Consider the following 16,711-nt stretch of genomic DNA (forward strand, 5'->3'; position numbering starts at 1 on the left):
ATGTCATGGTGTTTAATGATCAAAAACTTAATTAATTTATCACAGGAATTTCTACAATATGATAAGTGTCATTTCCACTTTCATCTGGTCCTAACCAGAATCTAAATACATAATTATCCATACTTGTCACTTGAAAATCGAACGATACAGTTATGAATTCATCTTCAAGATCTGTACAGGGTTGATCTGTAAATACAGTATTGATAATAGCAATGGTTCTCTGGTTTAATTCACTTACATAATAAAAATCATTGAATAAGTGACAGCCTGTAGGTCTTAAGTAGGTCATTGATATTTCATAAGTAGAACCAAAAACAAACACTTCAGGTATGTTGACACTTTCAATAGGTAAAGTTTCTAAATAAAAACTTGGCAAATTATCGTCGTCTGGGCTACATGACCATAAACCAAACATCAAAAAGCCAAATAATATTAATTTCTTCATAAATTATTTATTTGAGACATCTCTTTATTTCATAAAGTAGATGCATTTCTATAATAAAGGTTGCGTCTAAAAATAAAAAAAATCCCAAAAAATGGGATTTTAATTTTACAGGAGTAAATTATGTGTTAGACTTAATGATATCTCTAACTTTTTCTTCAAGTTCGTCCATGAGTTCCGGATTGTCTTTTATGAGAGCTTTTACAGCGTCTCGTCCTTGCCCTAATTTTGTTTCGCCATAACTAAACCAAGACCCACTTTTTTTAATAATTTCATGCTCAACAGCAAGATCTAATATTTCACCAACTTTAGAAATTCCTTCACCATACATAATGTCAAATTCGCACATTTTAAATGGAGGAGCTACTTTATTTTTGACCACTTTCACTCTAGTTTTATTACCAGCAACATTACCATCAGTTTCTTTTATTTGAGTTGATCGTCTAATATCTAATCGAACTGAGGCATAAAATTTTAATGCGTTACCACCAGTGGTAGTTTCAGGGTTTCCGAACATAACACCAATTTTTTCGCGTAATTGATTAATAAAAATAACAGTACAATTGGTTTTGCTTATTGAACCTGTTAATTTTCTAAGAGCCTGAGACATGAGCCTTGCGTGGAGTCCCATTTTAGAATCTCCCATTTCTCCTTCAATTTCACTTTTAGGAGTTAAAGCAGCAACAGAGTCTATAACAACAATGTCGATTGCTCCTGAGCGAATGAGGTTATCCGCAATTTCAAGTGCTTGTTCCCCATTGTCTGGTTGGGAAATAATGAGGTTGTCTATATCAACATTAAGTTTTTCTGCATATGTTCTATCAAAAGCATGCTCTGCATCAATAAAGGCAGCTATACCTCCAGCTTTTTGAGCTTCAGCTATGGCATGAAGTGTTAATGTTGTTTTCCCTGATGATTCTGGACCATAAATTTCTATTACTCTACCCCTTGGATAACCACCAACACCTAGAGCAATATCTAAACCTAATGACCCAGAAGATATAGCATCAACATCTACGACCGCTTGGTCACTCATTTTCATTACTGTACCTTTACCATAAGCCTTGTCTAGCTTATCTAAAGTTAACTTTAAGGCTTTCAATTTAGCGTCTTTTTCACTGCTCATTTTTTCTGTGTTTTTAAATTTGATAGGTCTGCTAAATTACAACATCTTTTAATTTTTTCAATAGCATGACGCAACCTTTTTGAACTTTTTGCATCTACCAATTGAGATTGGGAAATCTTGCTATGAAAAGGTCATTAAAAATGACATATCCAAATTAAATTTAATTCTTACTAGATAGAATGAAATTTTTTAGAAAAATTATTTTTAACAACGCATTAGGTGTTTCAGTTGCCGTACATATAAACAGTAACTGTAAAGCCGATGGAGGCTAACTCGGAAGATATTTTTAAGAATAAATTAAAAATATTAATAACGAGTTAGTCTGAAAAAAGCTCTGTGGTGTTTCCATAGAGCTTTTTTGTTACCATCAATCCAATCATTGTTTACTCGATACTTTTTATATCTTTGCAGCTCAATTTCTTAACACACAAAAAAATTAGTATAGCATGCAACTGTACAATAACTTAAGTGCTAAAGAAAGAGCTGAGCTTATTGAGAAAGCGGGAAAAGACCGCTTGACGATCTCTTTCTACAAGTATGCCAAAATTGGCAATGTCGAAATTTTTAGAAACCATATGTTTATTGCTTGGAATGAGCTTGATGTTTTAGGTAGAATATATGTAGCCAATGAAGGCATTAATGCTCAACTTTCTGTGCCTGCAGACAACTTTCAAAACTTTAAGATGCACCTAGATACGATTACTTTTTTAGAAAATGTAAGGTTGAATATTGCTGTAGAGCATGATAATTTTGCTTTTTTGAAATTGAAGGTCAAAGTTCGGCAGAAGATAGTTGCTGATGGCTTAAATGACGACACTTTTGATGTAACTGATAAAGGAGTTCATGTTGATGCAGAAAAGTTCAATGAGCTCATTGAAGATCCTAATACGGTATTGGTAGATATGCGAAATCATTACGAAAGTGAAATAGGTCATTTTAAAAATGCAATAACACCAGACGTTGATACTTTTAGAGAGTCTTTAGATCTTATTGAAGCAGATTTAAAAGCACACAAGGAAGATAAAAATCTGGTAATGTATTGTACTGGAGGTATTAGATGCGAGAAGGCAAGCGCATACTATAAACACAAAGGGTTTAAGAATGTATACCAACTAGAAGGTGGTATTATAAACTATGTAAGGCAAATAGAAGCCAATAGATTAGAAAATAAGTTTTTAGGAAAAAACTTTGTTTTTGATCAACGACGTTCAGAGCGTATTTCAGATGACATTATTGCTAATTGTCACCAATGCGGTCAACCTGCAGATATGCATACAAACTGTGCCAATGAAGCATGTCACTTGTTGTTTATTCAATGCGACGATTGTAAAGAAAAAATGGAGAACTGCTGTTCTTCAAGTTGTATGGAAATTAACAGGCTACCTTATGACCAACAAAAAGCATTACGTAAAGGTCAAGGCAATAGTAACGATATCTTTAAAAAAGGAAGAGCAGATCATTTACCATATAAAAAAGATTTAAGGAATATATTTGATACCTTTCAGAAAAAAGCGTAAATGAACGTCTATAAACTTTTAAAACTTAATAGAAAAATTAAAAGCCACAGAATTAAATTCTTAGCGCTTTATTTACTTCATAAGTTTAATAAACGATATTTGGCAGTAAACCTTGATCCAGTCATGGCGTGTAATTTACGGTGTAAAATGTGCTATTTCACTGATGCCGATTATTTAAAAACACTTAAAGGGCAATTTAAAGATGAGGATTTAAACTTAGTAGCAAAAACGATCTTTAAAAGAGCATTAAAGCTACAAATAGGTTGTGGTACAGAGCCGACATTGTATAAAAACCTAGTAAGGATAGTTGAATTAGGGAAGCAATATAATGTGCCTTATATTTCAATAACAACCAATGCTAATTTATTAACTGAAGAAAAAATTGAAGCACTATTAAAAGCTGGATTAAATGAGTTTACAATTTCTCTTCATGGCGTCACAAAAGAAAGCTATGAGAGCTTTATGAAGAAAGCCAGTTATGAAAAATTCCAAAATGCATTCAAAGCTTTTGCTAAATTAAAAGCAAATTATGACTTTAAGGTTAGAATCAATTACACCTTTAATAAAGACAATTTTTATGAATTGAATGATTTTTTTGACCATTTCGATGCTAAAGCCTTTGATATTCTTCAAATTCGTCCTATTCAAAAGATTGGAAATACAGAGTATAACGATTTTGATATTTCAACATTAGAAGAGGACTACCCTAAACTTATTGATTCTACTAGAGCAACCTGTAAAAATAATGGAATCATATTAATGGCTCCTAGTTCAATATCAGATTTAAAGACAGAAAATCAATCTAGTTTTATATTCGAGTATACGTTTTGCTACATATCTCCAAATAAGTTTTGGAAACAAGGTTTCAACTGGAGAGAAGAAAGCTTTAATGAATATTCTAGAAAAATAAAATGGAGCCAAACGTTATTCTCAAATATATTTAGATCTAAAGCAGAACTCAAATCGCTATCTAACAGGTTGAACTACGAGATTGAATTTGGTTGATTTATTAAAATAGCGATATAAATATGGGAGAAAAGCTATAAAATGGTGTTTATAATTTCAATAAATATTTCATTTTAGTTTACTGAATAAATAATCTTATCTTTACGTTTTGAATGTAATTGGTAAGGAAAATCTTTACTTAAAATTAGTTTTAATCGCCTTCTGAAAGCTTTCTTTCAGAATCTATTATATAAAATTTTATGAGTTGTAACAGTTGCTCAACTGGAAAAGACGGACAGCCAAAAGGATGTAAGAACAATGGAACATGCGGTACAGATAGCTGCAATAAACTCACTGTTTTTGATTGGTTGGCTAACATGTCACTACCTCAGGGTGAAGAACCTTTTGTTGGTGTTGAGGTGCGTTTTAAGAACGGAAGAAAACAATACTACAAGAATACTGAAAACCTAACTCTTAGTATTGGCGATATCGTTGCTACTCAAGCAAAGTCTGGTCACGATATTGGAATGGTCACTCTTACAGGAGAATTAGTAAGAGTTCAAATGAAACGAAAAAAAATAGACATAAATGACGAAGAAAATGTCTTAAAGATCTATAGAAAAGCATCGCAAAAGGATATAGATATTTGGTCTGCTGCAAGAGACAAAGAGGAGCCTATGAAAGTCAAAGCTCGTCAATTTGCAATAGACCTCAAGCTAAAAATGAAAATTTCTGATATTGAATATCAAGGTGATGCAAGTAAAGCTACATTTTATTATACAGCCGAAGAACGCGTAGATTTTAGAGAGCTTATTAAAGTCTTTGCACGTGAGTTTAGAACACGAATTGAAATGAAACAAGTTGGTTTTCGTCAAGAAGCTGCTAGATTAGGAGGTATTGGTTCTTGTGGTCGAGAGTTGTGTTGTTCAACCTGGCTAACCGACTTTAGGTCTGTAAGTACATCGGCAGCGAGATACCAGCAGTTATCTTTAAACCCACTTAAACTTGCAGGTCAGTGCGGAAAACTAAAATGCTGTTTAAATTATGAGTTAGATGCCTACTTAGACGCTTTGAAAGCCTTTCCTAAAAATGATACTAAATTATACACAGAAAAAGGAACAGCCGTATGCCAAAAAACCGATATTTTTAAAGGTCATCTTTGGTATGCTTACGAAGGTGAGTGGATGAATTGGCATGTATTAACTACAGATCAGGTTGCAGAAATCATTGAAAAAAATAAAGCCAAAGAAAAAGTGGCTAGCCTTGAAGAATATGCATCATTACTTGTTGAAGATACTAAAACCGAATTTGAAAACGTTGTTGGTCAAGACAGCTTAACACGTTTTGATAGTCCAAAACGAAAAAATAAACGTAGAAATAATAAAGGGAAACAAAGACGACGTCATAAGCCTCATAATAATGCAAAGAAGTAGTTATTGTATTGTTTTTTTATTGTTTTTTATTGGTGTCTCTTGTGATTCCAATCATGTTTTTGATGTGTACAAGTCTGTACCAGATAAATGGCATAAAGATTCTATAGTTTCATTTAAAGTTTCTCCTCCAGACACAATTAACAACTATAATTTGTTTGTAAACTTGAGAAATACAAATGATTTTAAATACAGTAACTTATATTTAATTGTTGAGTTGAACTATCCAAATGGTAAAACCATCAAGGATACGTTAGAGTATAGAATGACAGAGCCTGACGGAACTTTTTTAGGTACAGGTTTTACAGATTTAAAAGAAAACAAATTATGGTATAAGGGCAATGAAACCCCTTTTGTTTTTGATGAATCTGGAACGTATGAAGTTAATATTCAACACGCTATGAGAAAGAATGGAGAAGTTAATGGAGTTTTAAATTTAGAAGGGATAACCGATATTGGGTTTAGAGTTGAGCGAGGTAATACAAATTGATTATGGCAAAAAAAACAGTTAAAAAAAAATCTACTTCAGCTAAAACTGAAGATTTTTCAAAATATATTCGTTGGTTTTGGATGACGTTCTCTGGAGGCGTCTTGCTATTTGTCTTAATGTTTCTATTAGCGTCATGGGGATTTTTAGGTGAAATGCCAGACCATACTATTTTAGAAAACCCAAAAACGCATTTGGCTACAGAAATTATTTCTTCAGATAATAAAACGCTCGGAAAATTTTATCTAAATGACAACCGAACACCTGTTGATTATAGTGAACTTCCCAAACACTTAGTAGATGCATTAGTTGCTACCGAAGATATCAGATATTACGATCATGCTGGCATTGATGCAAGAGGAACACTAAGAGCTGTCGTGAAATTAGGCAGTGGAGGAGGTGCTAGTACCATTTCTCAACAATTAGCTAAACAATTATTCACCAAGCAAGTATCATCTAACAAATTACAACGGTTATTTCAAAAAGTTAGAGAATGGGTTATTGCAATACGATTAGAAAGACAATATACCAAAGAAGAAATTATAGCAATGTACTTCAATATTTATGACTTTGGAAACAATGCAGATGGTATTAGAAGCGCAGCAAGAATTTATTTTGGGAAAGAGCCTAAAGAATTAGATGTGAAAGAATCAGCAATGTTGGTTGGTATGTTTAAAAACTCTTCATTGTACAACCCAAGACCACATAGAAATCCTGTTGGTACTAAAAACAGAAGAAATGTTGTATTTAGTCAAATGGAAAAGTATGAGTTCATTACTGAAGCTCAAAAAGATTCTCTTCAAAACACCGAGTTAGATTTGAATTATTCACCCGAGTCACACCGTGAAGGAATAGCAACATATTTTAGAGCTTATCTTGATGGTTTTATGAAAGACTGGATAGATAATAATCCAAAACCTGATGGAGAAAAATACAATTTATACAACGACGGATTAAAAATTTATACCACCATAGACTCTAGAATGCAAAAATATGCTGAGGCAGCTGTACAAAGGCACATGCCAAGACTGCAAGCAGAGTTTGATCATCAAAATACACCTGACAGAAATAAAACGGCACCATTTTTAGAACTAGATGCAAACGAAATTAAAGCTTTGATGAGAACCTCAATGCGAAGATCTGAACGCTGGAGAGTTCTTAAAAGTCAAGGTAAATCGGAAAAAGAAATTGAAGATTCATTCAATAAACCTACTCAAATGAGTGTGTTTGCTTGGGAAAACGGTCAAGCCACAGAAATAGACACAGTTATGAAGCCTATAGACTCTATGCGTTACTATAAATCATTCTTGCATCCAGGAATGATGTCTATGGATCCAAAAACTGGACATGTTAAGGCTTGGGTTGGAGGCATGAACTACAGACACTTTCAGTATGACCATGTTAAACAAGGAAAGCGACAGGTTGGGTCAACGTTCAAACCATTTGTTTATGCCACTGCAATAGATCAATTGCACCTTTCGCCATGTGATACTTTACCAAGACAACAAATTACTATTGAGGCCAATAAGTATGGTAACCCTGAACCTTGGACCACGAAAAACTCAGATGGACGTTATGATGGCTTCTTAACCTTAAAAGCTGCTTTAGCTAATTCAGTCAATACAATTACAGCTCGACTTATGGATAAAGTTGGTCCTCAGCCAGTGATTGATATGGCTAAAGGATTGGGTGTAGAATCAAATATTCCACCTGTTCCTGCTATATCTCTTGGAACACCAGATTTAAGTGTTTACGAAATGGTAGCTGCATACGCTACTTTTGCTAATAAAGGGGTGTATAACAAACCAGTGATGGTTACACGTATTGAAGATAAGAATGGAACAGTCTTATATCAATTCACTCCAGAAAGTAGAGATGTGCTTAGCGATGAGGTTGCTTATACCACTATAAATTTAATGGAAGGCGTTACTCAAAGTGGATCTGGACAAAGATTACGTCACAGTTGGGCATCTAAACAGCCAGTATATAAAGAAATAATAACGGGCTATCCTTACGAACTTACAAATCCAATTGCAGGAAAAACAGGTACAACTCAAAACCAAAGTGATGGATGGTTTATGGGTATGGTTCCAAATTTAGTAACTGGTGTTTGGGTTGGCGCTGAAGATAGAGCAGCCCATTTTAGTAGTATCACTTATGGACAAGGAGCTTCAATGGCATTGCCGATTTGGGCTTTATATATGAAAGCATGTTATGAAGATACTGATTTAAATATATCTAAAGAGGAATTTGAAAAACCTCAGAATTTAACAATTGAAGTAGATTGTAGTAAATTAAGAGCAGAAGATAATGCTGATACCGACCCAGTAGATAAGTTAAAAGATGTGCTAGATTTTTAAATGCGAGTATTTTAAATAAGGTATAAAAACAGAAGCCATTCATTTTAGAATGGCTTTTTTATTTTGTACTTTTCGATATCAAAATTTAATGACAATGATTAATAAAAAAGTAGCAAATGTTACTGAAGCTTTGCAAGGTGTGAAAGATGGAATGACGTTTATGTTAGGCGGTTTTGGTTTGTCAGGTATTCCAGAAAATGCCATAGCTGAATTAGTGAGATTGAATGTAAAAGAAGTGACATGTATATCAAATAATGCAGGCGTAGACGATTTTGGATTAGGGTTATTACTTCAAAAAAAGCAGATAAAAAAAATGGTATCTTCTTATGTTGGCGAAAATGATGAATTTGAGAGACAAATGTTATCTGGTGAGCTAGAAGTTGAGCTTATTCCTCAAGGCACATTAGCCGAGCGCTGTCGAGCAGCTCAAGCAGGTTTTCCAGCTATCTACACACCAGCTGGTTATGGTACTGAGGTTGCTCAAGGAAAAGAAACACGAGAATTTGACGGTAAAATGTATGTGCTTGAACACGCTTTTAAAGCAGATTACGCATTCGTAAAAGCATGGAAAGGAGACTTAGCTGGGAATTTAATTTTTAAAGGTACAGCTAGAAACTTTAATCCCAATATGTGTGGTGCGGCTAATGTTACTGTTGCTGAGGTAGAAGAATTGGTTCCTGTTGGCGAACTAGACCCGAATCAAATTCATATTCCAGGTATTTTTGTTCAGCGAATATTTAAAGGAGCACATTATGAAAAACGAATTGAACAACGAACTGTAAGACAAAGAGATTAATTATGTTAGACAAAAATGGAATTGCAAAACGTATTGCTAGAGAGGTTCAAGATGGCTATTACGTAAACTTAGGTATAGGAATACCTACTTTGGTGGCTAATTATGTACGCGATGATATTGAAGTGGAGTTTCAAAGTGAAAATGGCGTACTCGGTATGGGCCCTTTTCCATTCGAAGGTGAAGAAGATGCAGATATCATCAATGCAGGAAAACAAACGATTACGACTTTACCAGGAGCAAGTTTTTTTGATTCAGCAACTAGTTTTTCTATGATAAGAGGTCAACATGTTGATTTGACCATATTAGGTGCTATGGAAGTTGCTGAAAATGGCGATATAGCTAATTGGAAAATTCCTGGAAAAATGGTCAAAGGTATGGGAGGTGCAATGGATCTTGTTGCCAGTGCAGAAAATATTATCGTTGCAATGATGCATACAAACAGAGCAGGAGCTTCAAAACTTTTAAAAGCTTGCTCACTACCACTAACTGGAGTTGGCTGTGTTAAAAAAATAGTAACAAATTTAGCTGTTATTGAAATTACTGATTCTGGGTTTAAGTTATTAGAAAGGGCTCCAGGTGTTAGCATAGAGGAGGTTAAAAATGCAACCGAAGGTCATTTGATTATTGAAGGTGAGATTCCAGAAATGAAATTATAGATAATTATCAAAAAAATAAAACCACTTTTCTAAGTGGTTTTTTATTTCTGAAAATTTAAAGAGTTATATAATTTGTAAGAAAAATCTGTTAAACACATGTTAAATGTTAAAATTTAATGTATTTCATCGATTTATTATGTATTTTAACTGATTGACTAAAAAAAAGCTTCATATTAGCTAAACCAAATCGAAAGAAACCTAATTAACCAAATTTACCATAAACCTAATTTTATGATTTGCCCCAAATCTATCATGAATTTTAACTTATGACTTTTTTTGCCCCACATCTACCAAAACCTACTTTTTTTGAAAACAAGTTTTTTTCTGGTTTTCAAAACACTTTAAGATTGCTCAAAAATATCTTAACCCTAACTAAAAAAATATTCATGCTATAATCCTTTCGGAATAGCATGAATAAGTTTTTTAGTATAAGCTTTGTTCGGATTATTATATATTGTATCTGCATCACCTATTTCTTCTATTTTTCCTTGGTTCATAACTAACAATTGATCAGACATATATTTTACGACTGCCAAATCGTGAGATATAAATATGTACGTAAACCCAAAATTATCTTTTAAGTCATTAAGTAAATTTAGCACTTGAGCTTGAACAGAAATATCTAATGCAGATACAGACTCATCACAAATAATTAGTTTAGGTTCTAAAGCTATTGCCCTTGCAATGCCTATGCGCTGGCGTTGGCCTCCAGAAAACTCATGTGGATAACGGTTAAAACAATCACTGTCTAAACCCACTTTTTCCAATAACCCCACAACCTTTTCTTTTCTTTCATCGTCCGAGGCCCCAATATGATGAACTTTCATCGGCTCCATAATTGCTTTTCCAATGGAAACTCTTGGATTCAATGAAGCATAAGGGTCTTGAAAAATAATTTGAATATCTTTTCTGAGATTACGAATTTGAGGTGTATTAAGTTTAGTAATATCTAAACCATTATAAATTATTTGTCCAGATGTGGGTTTATCTAGCAAAAGAATAGCGTTTGATAATGTAGATTTCCCACAACCAGATTCTCCTACTAAACCTAAAGTTTCTCCTTCATAAAGCTTAAAATTCACTTGATTAACAGCTTTAAAAGATTCAGGTTTCGAAAACCATCCTGATTTTGAAAAATATTCTTTTTCAAGATTTTTAACTTCTAGTATTGGAGGCTTGCTGTATAGGATAGTATGCTTCTCTTCACGTTGTGCTTTTGTGATAGTTGTGCTGTTTGGTTTCTTTTCAATAAAATCTTTAACGGTAGGTAATCGTTTTAACCTAATATCTAGTGAAGGCTTTGAACTCAACAAAGCTTTAGTATAGATGTGTTTTGGGTCGTTAAAGATAGATGATACAATACCTTGCTCAACTATTTCTCCTTGATACATGACTAAGATACGATTTGCAATTTCAGAAACCAATGCCAAATCGTGAGATATGAAAATAATACTCATGCCTTCTTCAAACTGAAGTGTTTTTAGTAACTGGATGATCTCTTTTTGCACTGTAACATCTAATGCTGTAGTTGGTTCGTCTGCAATTAAAAGTTTAGGCTTACATGCTATTGCCATGGCAATCATTACACGTTGTTTTTGTCCACCTGAAATCTCATGTGGATAAGCATCAAATACTCGTATAGGTAATGGTAACTTTACTTTTTCAAATAATGATAAAGCCTCTGCTTTTGCTTCACTTTTATTTAGTTTCGTGTGTTGTAATAGTATTTCAGTAACCTGCTTACCACAAGTCATAGATGGATTTAAAGAACTCATAGGTTCTTGAAATATGACTGCAATATCATTGCCCCGAATATTTTGAAACTGTTTGTTACTAATCGTTGTAAGCTCCTTATCTAAAAATGTGATTGTCCCTTCTGTAATTTTAGAGATGTTCTTTGGAAGCAAACCCAAAATCGCAAGAGAAGAAATAGATTTTCCAGATCCAGATTCGCCAACTATTCCAAGAATTTCGTTTGTGTTCAAGTGATAAGAAATATCATGTATGATTTCACGTTCTTTTCCTTCTGAAAAAAACGAAATAGAAAGATCTTTTACGTCTAGTAAGAATTGCTTTTTCATTTGTAAATGTAGTAATTTTCTTCAAAAATGATACGGAAAAACCGTAAATATGGCATTTTAGATGCGAACTTATCAACAATTTGATATTTTCTTTGAAAAAAATACATATTTTGATTTAGATTTTTTAAGCTATTAATTAACCATTACAACCCCTCTAAAATGAAAATTAGATTAGTATTGCTCATCGCATTGATGAGTGCAAATGTTGTTATGTCGCAAAGTAACTCACTTTGGAACAGACAATCAATTAAAAACGACACAAAAGTTAAATTCAGTAAACAGAATTTACCAACAACACACACATTTGTTTTAAACATTCAAGCATTACGTCAAGCCTTGATAAACACGCCTCAGCGTGGTTCAGACTCAAATGTCATTTTATCATTTCCAAATGCTGATGGCAAGTTTGAACGATTCAAAATAGTTGAAGCTTCAGTACTAGATTCTGAACTCTCAGCCAGATATCCAGAAATTAAGTCTTATGCTGGTCAAGGCCTAGACGATCCAACTTCAATAATTAGGTTTAGCCTATCTCCACTTGGATTTCAAAGTATGAAGTTATCCACAAATCAAGAAGCGTCGTTTATTGAAGCTATATCTGAAGATGATTTGATCTATACAGTTTTCTCTAGATCAAATCGAAACAATTTTAATGATGATTTCGAATGTTCAGTAACTGAAAGTATGAATAATCTAATCAATTCAAACAGTGGAAATACTTATAGAAATGCAGATGATAGTATACTAAGAACTTATAGATTGGCAGTTTCAACAACAGGAGAATATACATCATATCACGGAGGCACAAAAGCATTAGCTTTGGCTGCAATCAATGCTACAATGACTCGTGTAAATAGTATTTTTGAAACAGATTTTAATGTAACCATGGTATTAATCAATAATACTGATAATGTTATTTATACAAACTCAGGAAGTGACCCTTATGGTAATACGAGTTCGGGTTTTAATAGTCAATTACAATCAACGCTCACAAGTGTTATAGGAGAATCAAATTATGATATTGGACACTTATTTGCCAATTTACAAAACAATGGTAATGCAGGTTGTATAGGTTGTGTTTGTGTAAACAATCAAAAAGGTAGCGGTTGGACTTCAGCAACAATTCCTGAAGGAGACTTTTTTGATGTAGATTATGTTGCTCACGAAATGGGACATCAATTTGGCGCCAATCATACTTGGACTCATGGAGGAAATGAAGGCACTAATGTTCAAATGGAACCTGGAAGTGGTTCTACCATTATGAGTTATGCTGGGATTACTGGAAATACAGATGTACAACCAAATGTAGATCCTTATTTTCATGCTATTTCTGTAGAACAAGTCACAGATTATATTAAAACAACTAGTTGCCAAACCAACACTAATACAGGAAACGCTGTTCCCGTAGTGGATGCTGGAAGTAATTATACAATACCTAGAGGAACACCATTTGTTCTTGACGGAACTGCTACTGATGCTGATGGCGGTGATGTACTTACCTATTGTTGGGAACAAATTGATGAAAATAATGCATCAAGTACTTTTCCAAGCGTAAATGCCTCTAGCGGAGTTGCATTTAGATCCTTTAATCCATCTACAGATACAAAACGCTACTTTCCAAGGTTAGCTACAATTAAAACAGGAGCAACTTCTTGGCAATGGGAAGCAATACCTAATGTTGCACGTAATTTGAATTTTAGATTAACTGTTCGCGACAATAGAGCAGGAGGAGCTACAAACAATAGTGACGATATGCGTGTCACTGTAAATGGAACTGCAGGTCCATTTGTTGTGAATTCACCAAATACAAATGTAACTTTGGATGCTGGAACCACACAAACGGTAACCTGGGATGTAGCAGGAACTACTGGTAACGGAATTAATGCTGCTAATGTAGATATCTTCTTATCAACAGATGGAGGTAATACGTATCCTATAATCTTAGCATCTGGAGTAACTAATGATGGCTCTCACGATATCATAGTGCCTAATAATCAAGGCAATCAGAATAGAGTTATGGTTAAAGGCAGCAATAATATCTTTTTTGATATTTCAAACGCTAATTTTACCATTGGAGCACCAGTTGTTTGTAATGCGGATGTTCCTTCCGGTTTAGCTGCATCTAATGTAGTTACTACTTCTGCAACCTTGAACTGGACTGCTGTTCCAGGAGCAACATACGATTTAAGATATAGAGAAGTAGGCGCACCAAGTTGGATTACAACTTCGGTCACCGGAACTTCATCTAACCTTACAGGTTTAACAGCTTTAACTCAATATGAAGCACAAGTAAGAAGTAAATGTTCTGGTGGAAGTAACTCTGCGTACAGTAATTCGATAAATTTCACTACTACAGATGTTCAGTTGAATTATTGTAATTCTGCTAGTACAAATACAAATGATGAATACATCAGTAGAGTACAATTGAATACAATTGATAATAGTTCTGGACCTCAGTTTTATTCTGATTTTACAGGAATTTCAACTACACTAACTAAGGATACACAATATACCATTACCGTAACCCCAACATGGACAGGCACTATTTACAATGAAGCATATGGCGTTTGGATTGATTATAATAGAGATGGTGATTTTAATGATGCTAATGAGTTGGTGTTTACACAAGGTAATACTCAAGAAACACCAGTAAGTGGAAGTTTCACAATCCCATCTAGTGCAGTAGAAAATGCGACTAGAATGAGAGTAACTATGCGATATAATCAAGTACCAGGGCCTTGTGATAATTTCACCTATGGAGAAGTTGAAGATTACACTGTTGTTATAGAAGGGTCTGGTCCAGATGTCGAAGCTCCAGTAATTACATTAAATGGCAGTTCAACTGTTAATTTAAACGTAGGAGAAACGTATACAGAATTAGGAGCTACAGCAACCGATAATATCGATGGTAACCTAACTTCTAGTATTGTTATTGGAGGAGATACAGTAAATACAAGTTTACCAGGTACGTATGTCGTAACTTATAATGTAAGTGATGCTGCTGGAAATGCTGCTGTTGAGGTTACGCGAACAGTCAATGTGATTCCAGATACTACTCCACCTATAATTACACTTATTGGATCGTCAACTATTAATTTAGAACTTGGAGCATCCTATACAGATCAAGGAGCAACTGCAACTGATAATATCGATGGCGATATTACATCAAGTATTGTTGTTGGTGGAGATACAGTAAATACAAGTTTGCCAGGTACTTATGTAGTAACTTACAATGTAAGTGATGCTGCTGGAAATTCTGCGGCTGAAATTACGAGAGCAGTTACTATAAATCCTGATACTACTGCACCTATTATTACTTTAATTGGAGCTTCAACAATTAGTTTGAATATAGGGGAAAATTATAGTGAACAAGGCGCTACAGCCACAGATAATATCGATGGCGATATAACCTCTAATATTGTTATTGGAGGCTCTGTTAATACATCTGTAGCCGGAATATATAATGTAACTTATGATGTAAGTGATTCAGCTGGAAATAATGCTATACAAGTTTTAAGAATAGTTAATGTTTCTGAATCATCAACAGGATGCTCGGGAGGAATTTCTACTTTCCCATATGCTGAAGGGTTTGAATCGTCTTTAGGTGCTTGGACTCAATCTGGAGCAGATGATATTAATTGGACCAGAAATGCAAACGGCACACCATCTAATGGTACTGGGCCATCTAGCGCATTTGAAGGCACGTTCTATGCGTATGTAGAAGCTTCAGTAAATGGAACTGGCTATCCAAATAAACAAGCCATATTAAATTCGCCATGTTTCAATTTATCAGCTCTATCTGAAGCTACGTTCACATTCAAATATCACCAATTTGGAGCTTCTGATATGGGAACTATAGATTTAGAAATAAGTGATGATGATGGTGTTAGCTGGACTTCTATCTGGAATAGTTCAGGTAATTTAGGAAACTCGTGGCAAACAGCAAATATAAATTTAGATGCTTATGTTGGAGGAAGCGTTCAATTACGCTTTAATAGAATTACTGGAAGCACATGGCAAGCAGATATTGCTATTGATGATTTGAGTTTAGTAGAAGGAGAAATAGTTGTTGAAGGTTGTTCAGGAGGAATTTCTACTTTCCCATATACTGAAGGTTTTGAATCGTCTTTAGGGGGTTGGACTCAGTCTGGAGCAGATGATATCAATTGGACTAGAGATGCTAACGGAACACCATCAAATGGAACAGGGCCATCAAGTGCTAATGAAGGAAGCTTTTACATTTATGTAGAAGCCTCGGTAAATGGCACAGGATATCCAAATAAACAAGCTATTATTAATTCACCATGTTTTGATTTAAGTAGTCAAACCTCGGCTAGTTTTAGCTTTGATTATCATCAATTTGGTTCTTCTAATATGGGAACTATAGATTTAGAAGCAAGTAATGATAATGGCACAAGTTGGATTTCTATATGGAATAGTTCTGGGAATCTTGGTAATTCATGGCAGACAGCTAATATTAACTTATCTGCATATGCAGGCGGAAGTGTTCAATTGCGTTTTAACAGAATAACAGGTAGTACATGGCAAGCAGATATTGCAATAGATAATATTAGGCTCATTTCAGCTCAATCCAAAGGAGAAACAGCTAGACCAGAATTAATTGATGATACTACTAATGTTATTAAAGAGATAAAGTTGTATCCAAATCCTGTAAAAGGAAACAGCTTGCATGTTGTTACAACGTATAAGGATGTAACATATGAAGTATATAATACGGTTGGTCAAATTGTTGCAAAAGGAATCCTTAAAAACAATACTATAGATGTCAGTAACTTAGATGGAGCGATTTATCAAATTAAGTTTACAACTGAAGGTAAAACCTTTATTAAGCGATTTATCAAACAATAATT

At 34.1% G+C, this 16,711-nt stretch carries 11 protein-coding genes; 8 read left to right on the forward strand and 3 right to left on the reverse strand.

Annotated features, from left to right (window positions below):
• Nucleotides 1–31: 31 nt before the first annotated feature.
• Together Q0876_RS02520 and recA are read right to left on the reverse strand one after the other, a co-directional pair.
• Nucleotides 32–445, reverse strand: a complete 414-nt coding sequence (locus Q0876_RS02520; protein WP_299223689.1) for a hypothetical protein — start codon at nt 443–445, stop codon at nt 32–34.
• A 118-nt stretch (nt 446–563) separates the two neighbouring features.
• The gene (gene recA / locus Q0876_RS02525) at nt 564–1,568 is read right to left on the reverse strand and encodes a recombinase RecA (protein ID WP_299223691.1); all 1,005 of its coding nucleotides are present in this window, start codon (nt 1,566–1,568) and stop codon (nt 564–566) included.
• A gap of 446 nt (nt 1,569–2,014) precedes the next feature.
• On the opposite strand from recA, the gene Q0876_RS02530 reads away from it, so the two are divergent.
• The 7 genes from Q0876_RS02530 (at nt 2,015) to Q0876_RS02560 (ending at nt 9,759) form a co-directional block, all read left to right on the forward strand.
• Nucleotides 2,015–3,085, forward strand: a complete 1,071-nt coding sequence (locus Q0876_RS02530) for a rhodanese-related sulfurtransferase (protein WP_299223693.1) — start codon at nt 2,015–2,017, stop codon at nt 3,083–3,085.
• A complete protein-coding gene (locus Q0876_RS02535) occupies nt 3,086–4,090 on the forward strand; it encodes a radical SAM protein (RefSeq protein WP_299223695.1) in 1,005 nt (334 codons plus the stop codon).
• Between the two features lie 200 nt (nt 4,091–4,290).
• Nucleotides 4,291–5,463 carry a regulatory iron-sulfur-containing complex subunit RicT gene (locus Q0876_RS02540; protein ID WP_299223697.1) on the forward strand — a complete coding sequence of 391 codons (1,173 nt, stop codon included), beginning with the start codon at nt 4,291–4,293 and terminating at the stop codon, nt 5,461–5,463.
• Complete coding sequence (locus tag Q0876_RS02545) at nt 5,450–5,950, forward strand: gliding motility lipoprotein GldH (RefSeq protein WP_299223698.1); 501 nt, start codon at nt 5,450–5,452, stop codon at nt 5,948–5,950. The genes Q0876_RS02540 and Q0876_RS02545 overlap by 14 nt, the downstream gene beginning before the upstream one ends.
• A gap of 2 nt (nt 5,951–5,952) precedes the next feature.
• Complete coding sequence (locus Q0876_RS02550; protein ID WP_299223700.1) at nt 5,953–8,307, forward strand: transglycosylase domain-containing protein; 2,355 nt, start codon at nt 5,953–5,955, stop codon at nt 8,305–8,307.
• A 94-nt stretch (nt 8,308–8,401) separates the two neighbouring features.
• Nucleotides 8,402–9,103, forward strand: a complete 702-nt coding sequence (locus Q0876_RS02555) for a CoA transferase subunit A (RefSeq protein WP_299223702.1) — start codon at nt 8,402–8,404, stop codon at nt 9,101–9,103.
• A gap of 2 nt (nt 9,104–9,105) precedes the next feature.
• The gene (locus tag Q0876_RS02560; protein ID WP_299223705.1) at nt 9,106–9,759 is read left to right on the forward strand and encodes a CoA transferase subunit B; all 654 of its coding nucleotides are present in this window, start codon (nt 9,106–9,108) and stop codon (nt 9,757–9,759) included.
• A 389-nt stretch (nt 9,760–10,148) separates the two neighbouring features.
• On the opposite strand, the gene Q0876_RS02565 is transcribed toward Q0876_RS02560, so the two are convergent.
• Nucleotides 10,149–11,840, reverse strand: a complete 1,692-nt coding sequence (locus Q0876_RS02565; protein WP_299223707.1) for an ABC transporter ATP-binding protein — start codon at nt 11,838–11,840, stop codon at nt 10,149–10,151.
• A gap of 159 nt (nt 11,841–11,999) precedes the next feature.
• Here Q0876_RS02565 and Q0876_RS02570 point away from each other — a divergent pair, with 159 nt between their 5' ends.
• A complete protein-coding gene (locus Q0876_RS02570) occupies nt 12,000–16,709 on the forward strand; it encodes an immunoglobulin-like domain-containing protein (protein ID WP_299223709.1) in 4,710 nt (1,569 codons plus the stop codon).
• The last annotated feature ends 2 nt before the right edge of the window (nt 16,710–16,711 follow it).

Origin of the sequence: uncultured Psychroserpens sp. (assembly GCF_947503375.1) — a bacterium.
Taxonomy (GTDB): Bacteria; Bacteroidota; Bacteroidia; order Flavobacteriales; family Flavobacteriaceae; genus Psychroserpens.

Bases quoted from the DNA above. Each gene is read 5' to 3' on its own strand.
- Q0876_RS02520 (WP_299223689.1), bottom strand. From the start codon at position 445: ATGAAGAAATTAATATTATTTGGCTTTTTGATGTTTGGTTTATGGTCA.
- recA (WP_299223691.1), bottom strand. From the start codon at position 1,568: ATGAGCAGTGAAAAAGACGCTAAATTGAAAGCCTTAAAGTTAACTTTA.
- Q0876_RS02530 (WP_299223693.1), top strand. From the start codon at position 2,015: ATGCAACTGTACAATAACTTAAGTGCTAAAGAAAGAGCTGAGCTTATT.
- Q0876_RS02535 (WP_299223695.1), top strand. From the start codon at position 3,086: ATGAACGTCTATAAACTTTTAAAACTTAATAGAAAAATTAAAAGCCAC.
- Q0876_RS02540 (WP_299223697.1), top strand. From the start codon at position 4,291: ATGAGTTGTAACAGTTGCTCAACTGGAAAAGACGGACAGCCAAAAGGA.
- Q0876_RS02545 (WP_299223698.1), top strand. From the start codon at position 5,450: ATGCAAAGAAGTAGTTATTGTATTGTTTTTTTATTGTTTTTTATTGGT.
- Q0876_RS02550 (WP_299223700.1), top strand. From the start codon at position 5,953: ATGGCAAAAAAAACAGTTAAAAAAAAATCTACTTCAGCTAAAACTGAA.
- Q0876_RS02555 (WP_299223702.1), top strand. From the start codon at position 8,402: ATGATTAATAAAAAAGTAGCAAATGTTACTGAAGCTTTGCAAGGTGTG.
- Q0876_RS02560 (WP_299223705.1), top strand. From the start codon at position 9,106: ATGTTAGACAAAAATGGAATTGCAAAACGTATTGCTAGAGAGGTTCAA.
- Q0876_RS02565 (WP_299223707.1), bottom strand. From the start codon at position 11,840: ATGAAAAAGCAATTCTTACTAGACGTAAAAGATCTTTCTATTTCGTTT.
- Q0876_RS02570 (WP_299223709.1), top strand. From the start codon at position 12,000: ATGAAAATTAGATTAGTATTGCTCATCGCATTGATGAGTGCAAATGTT.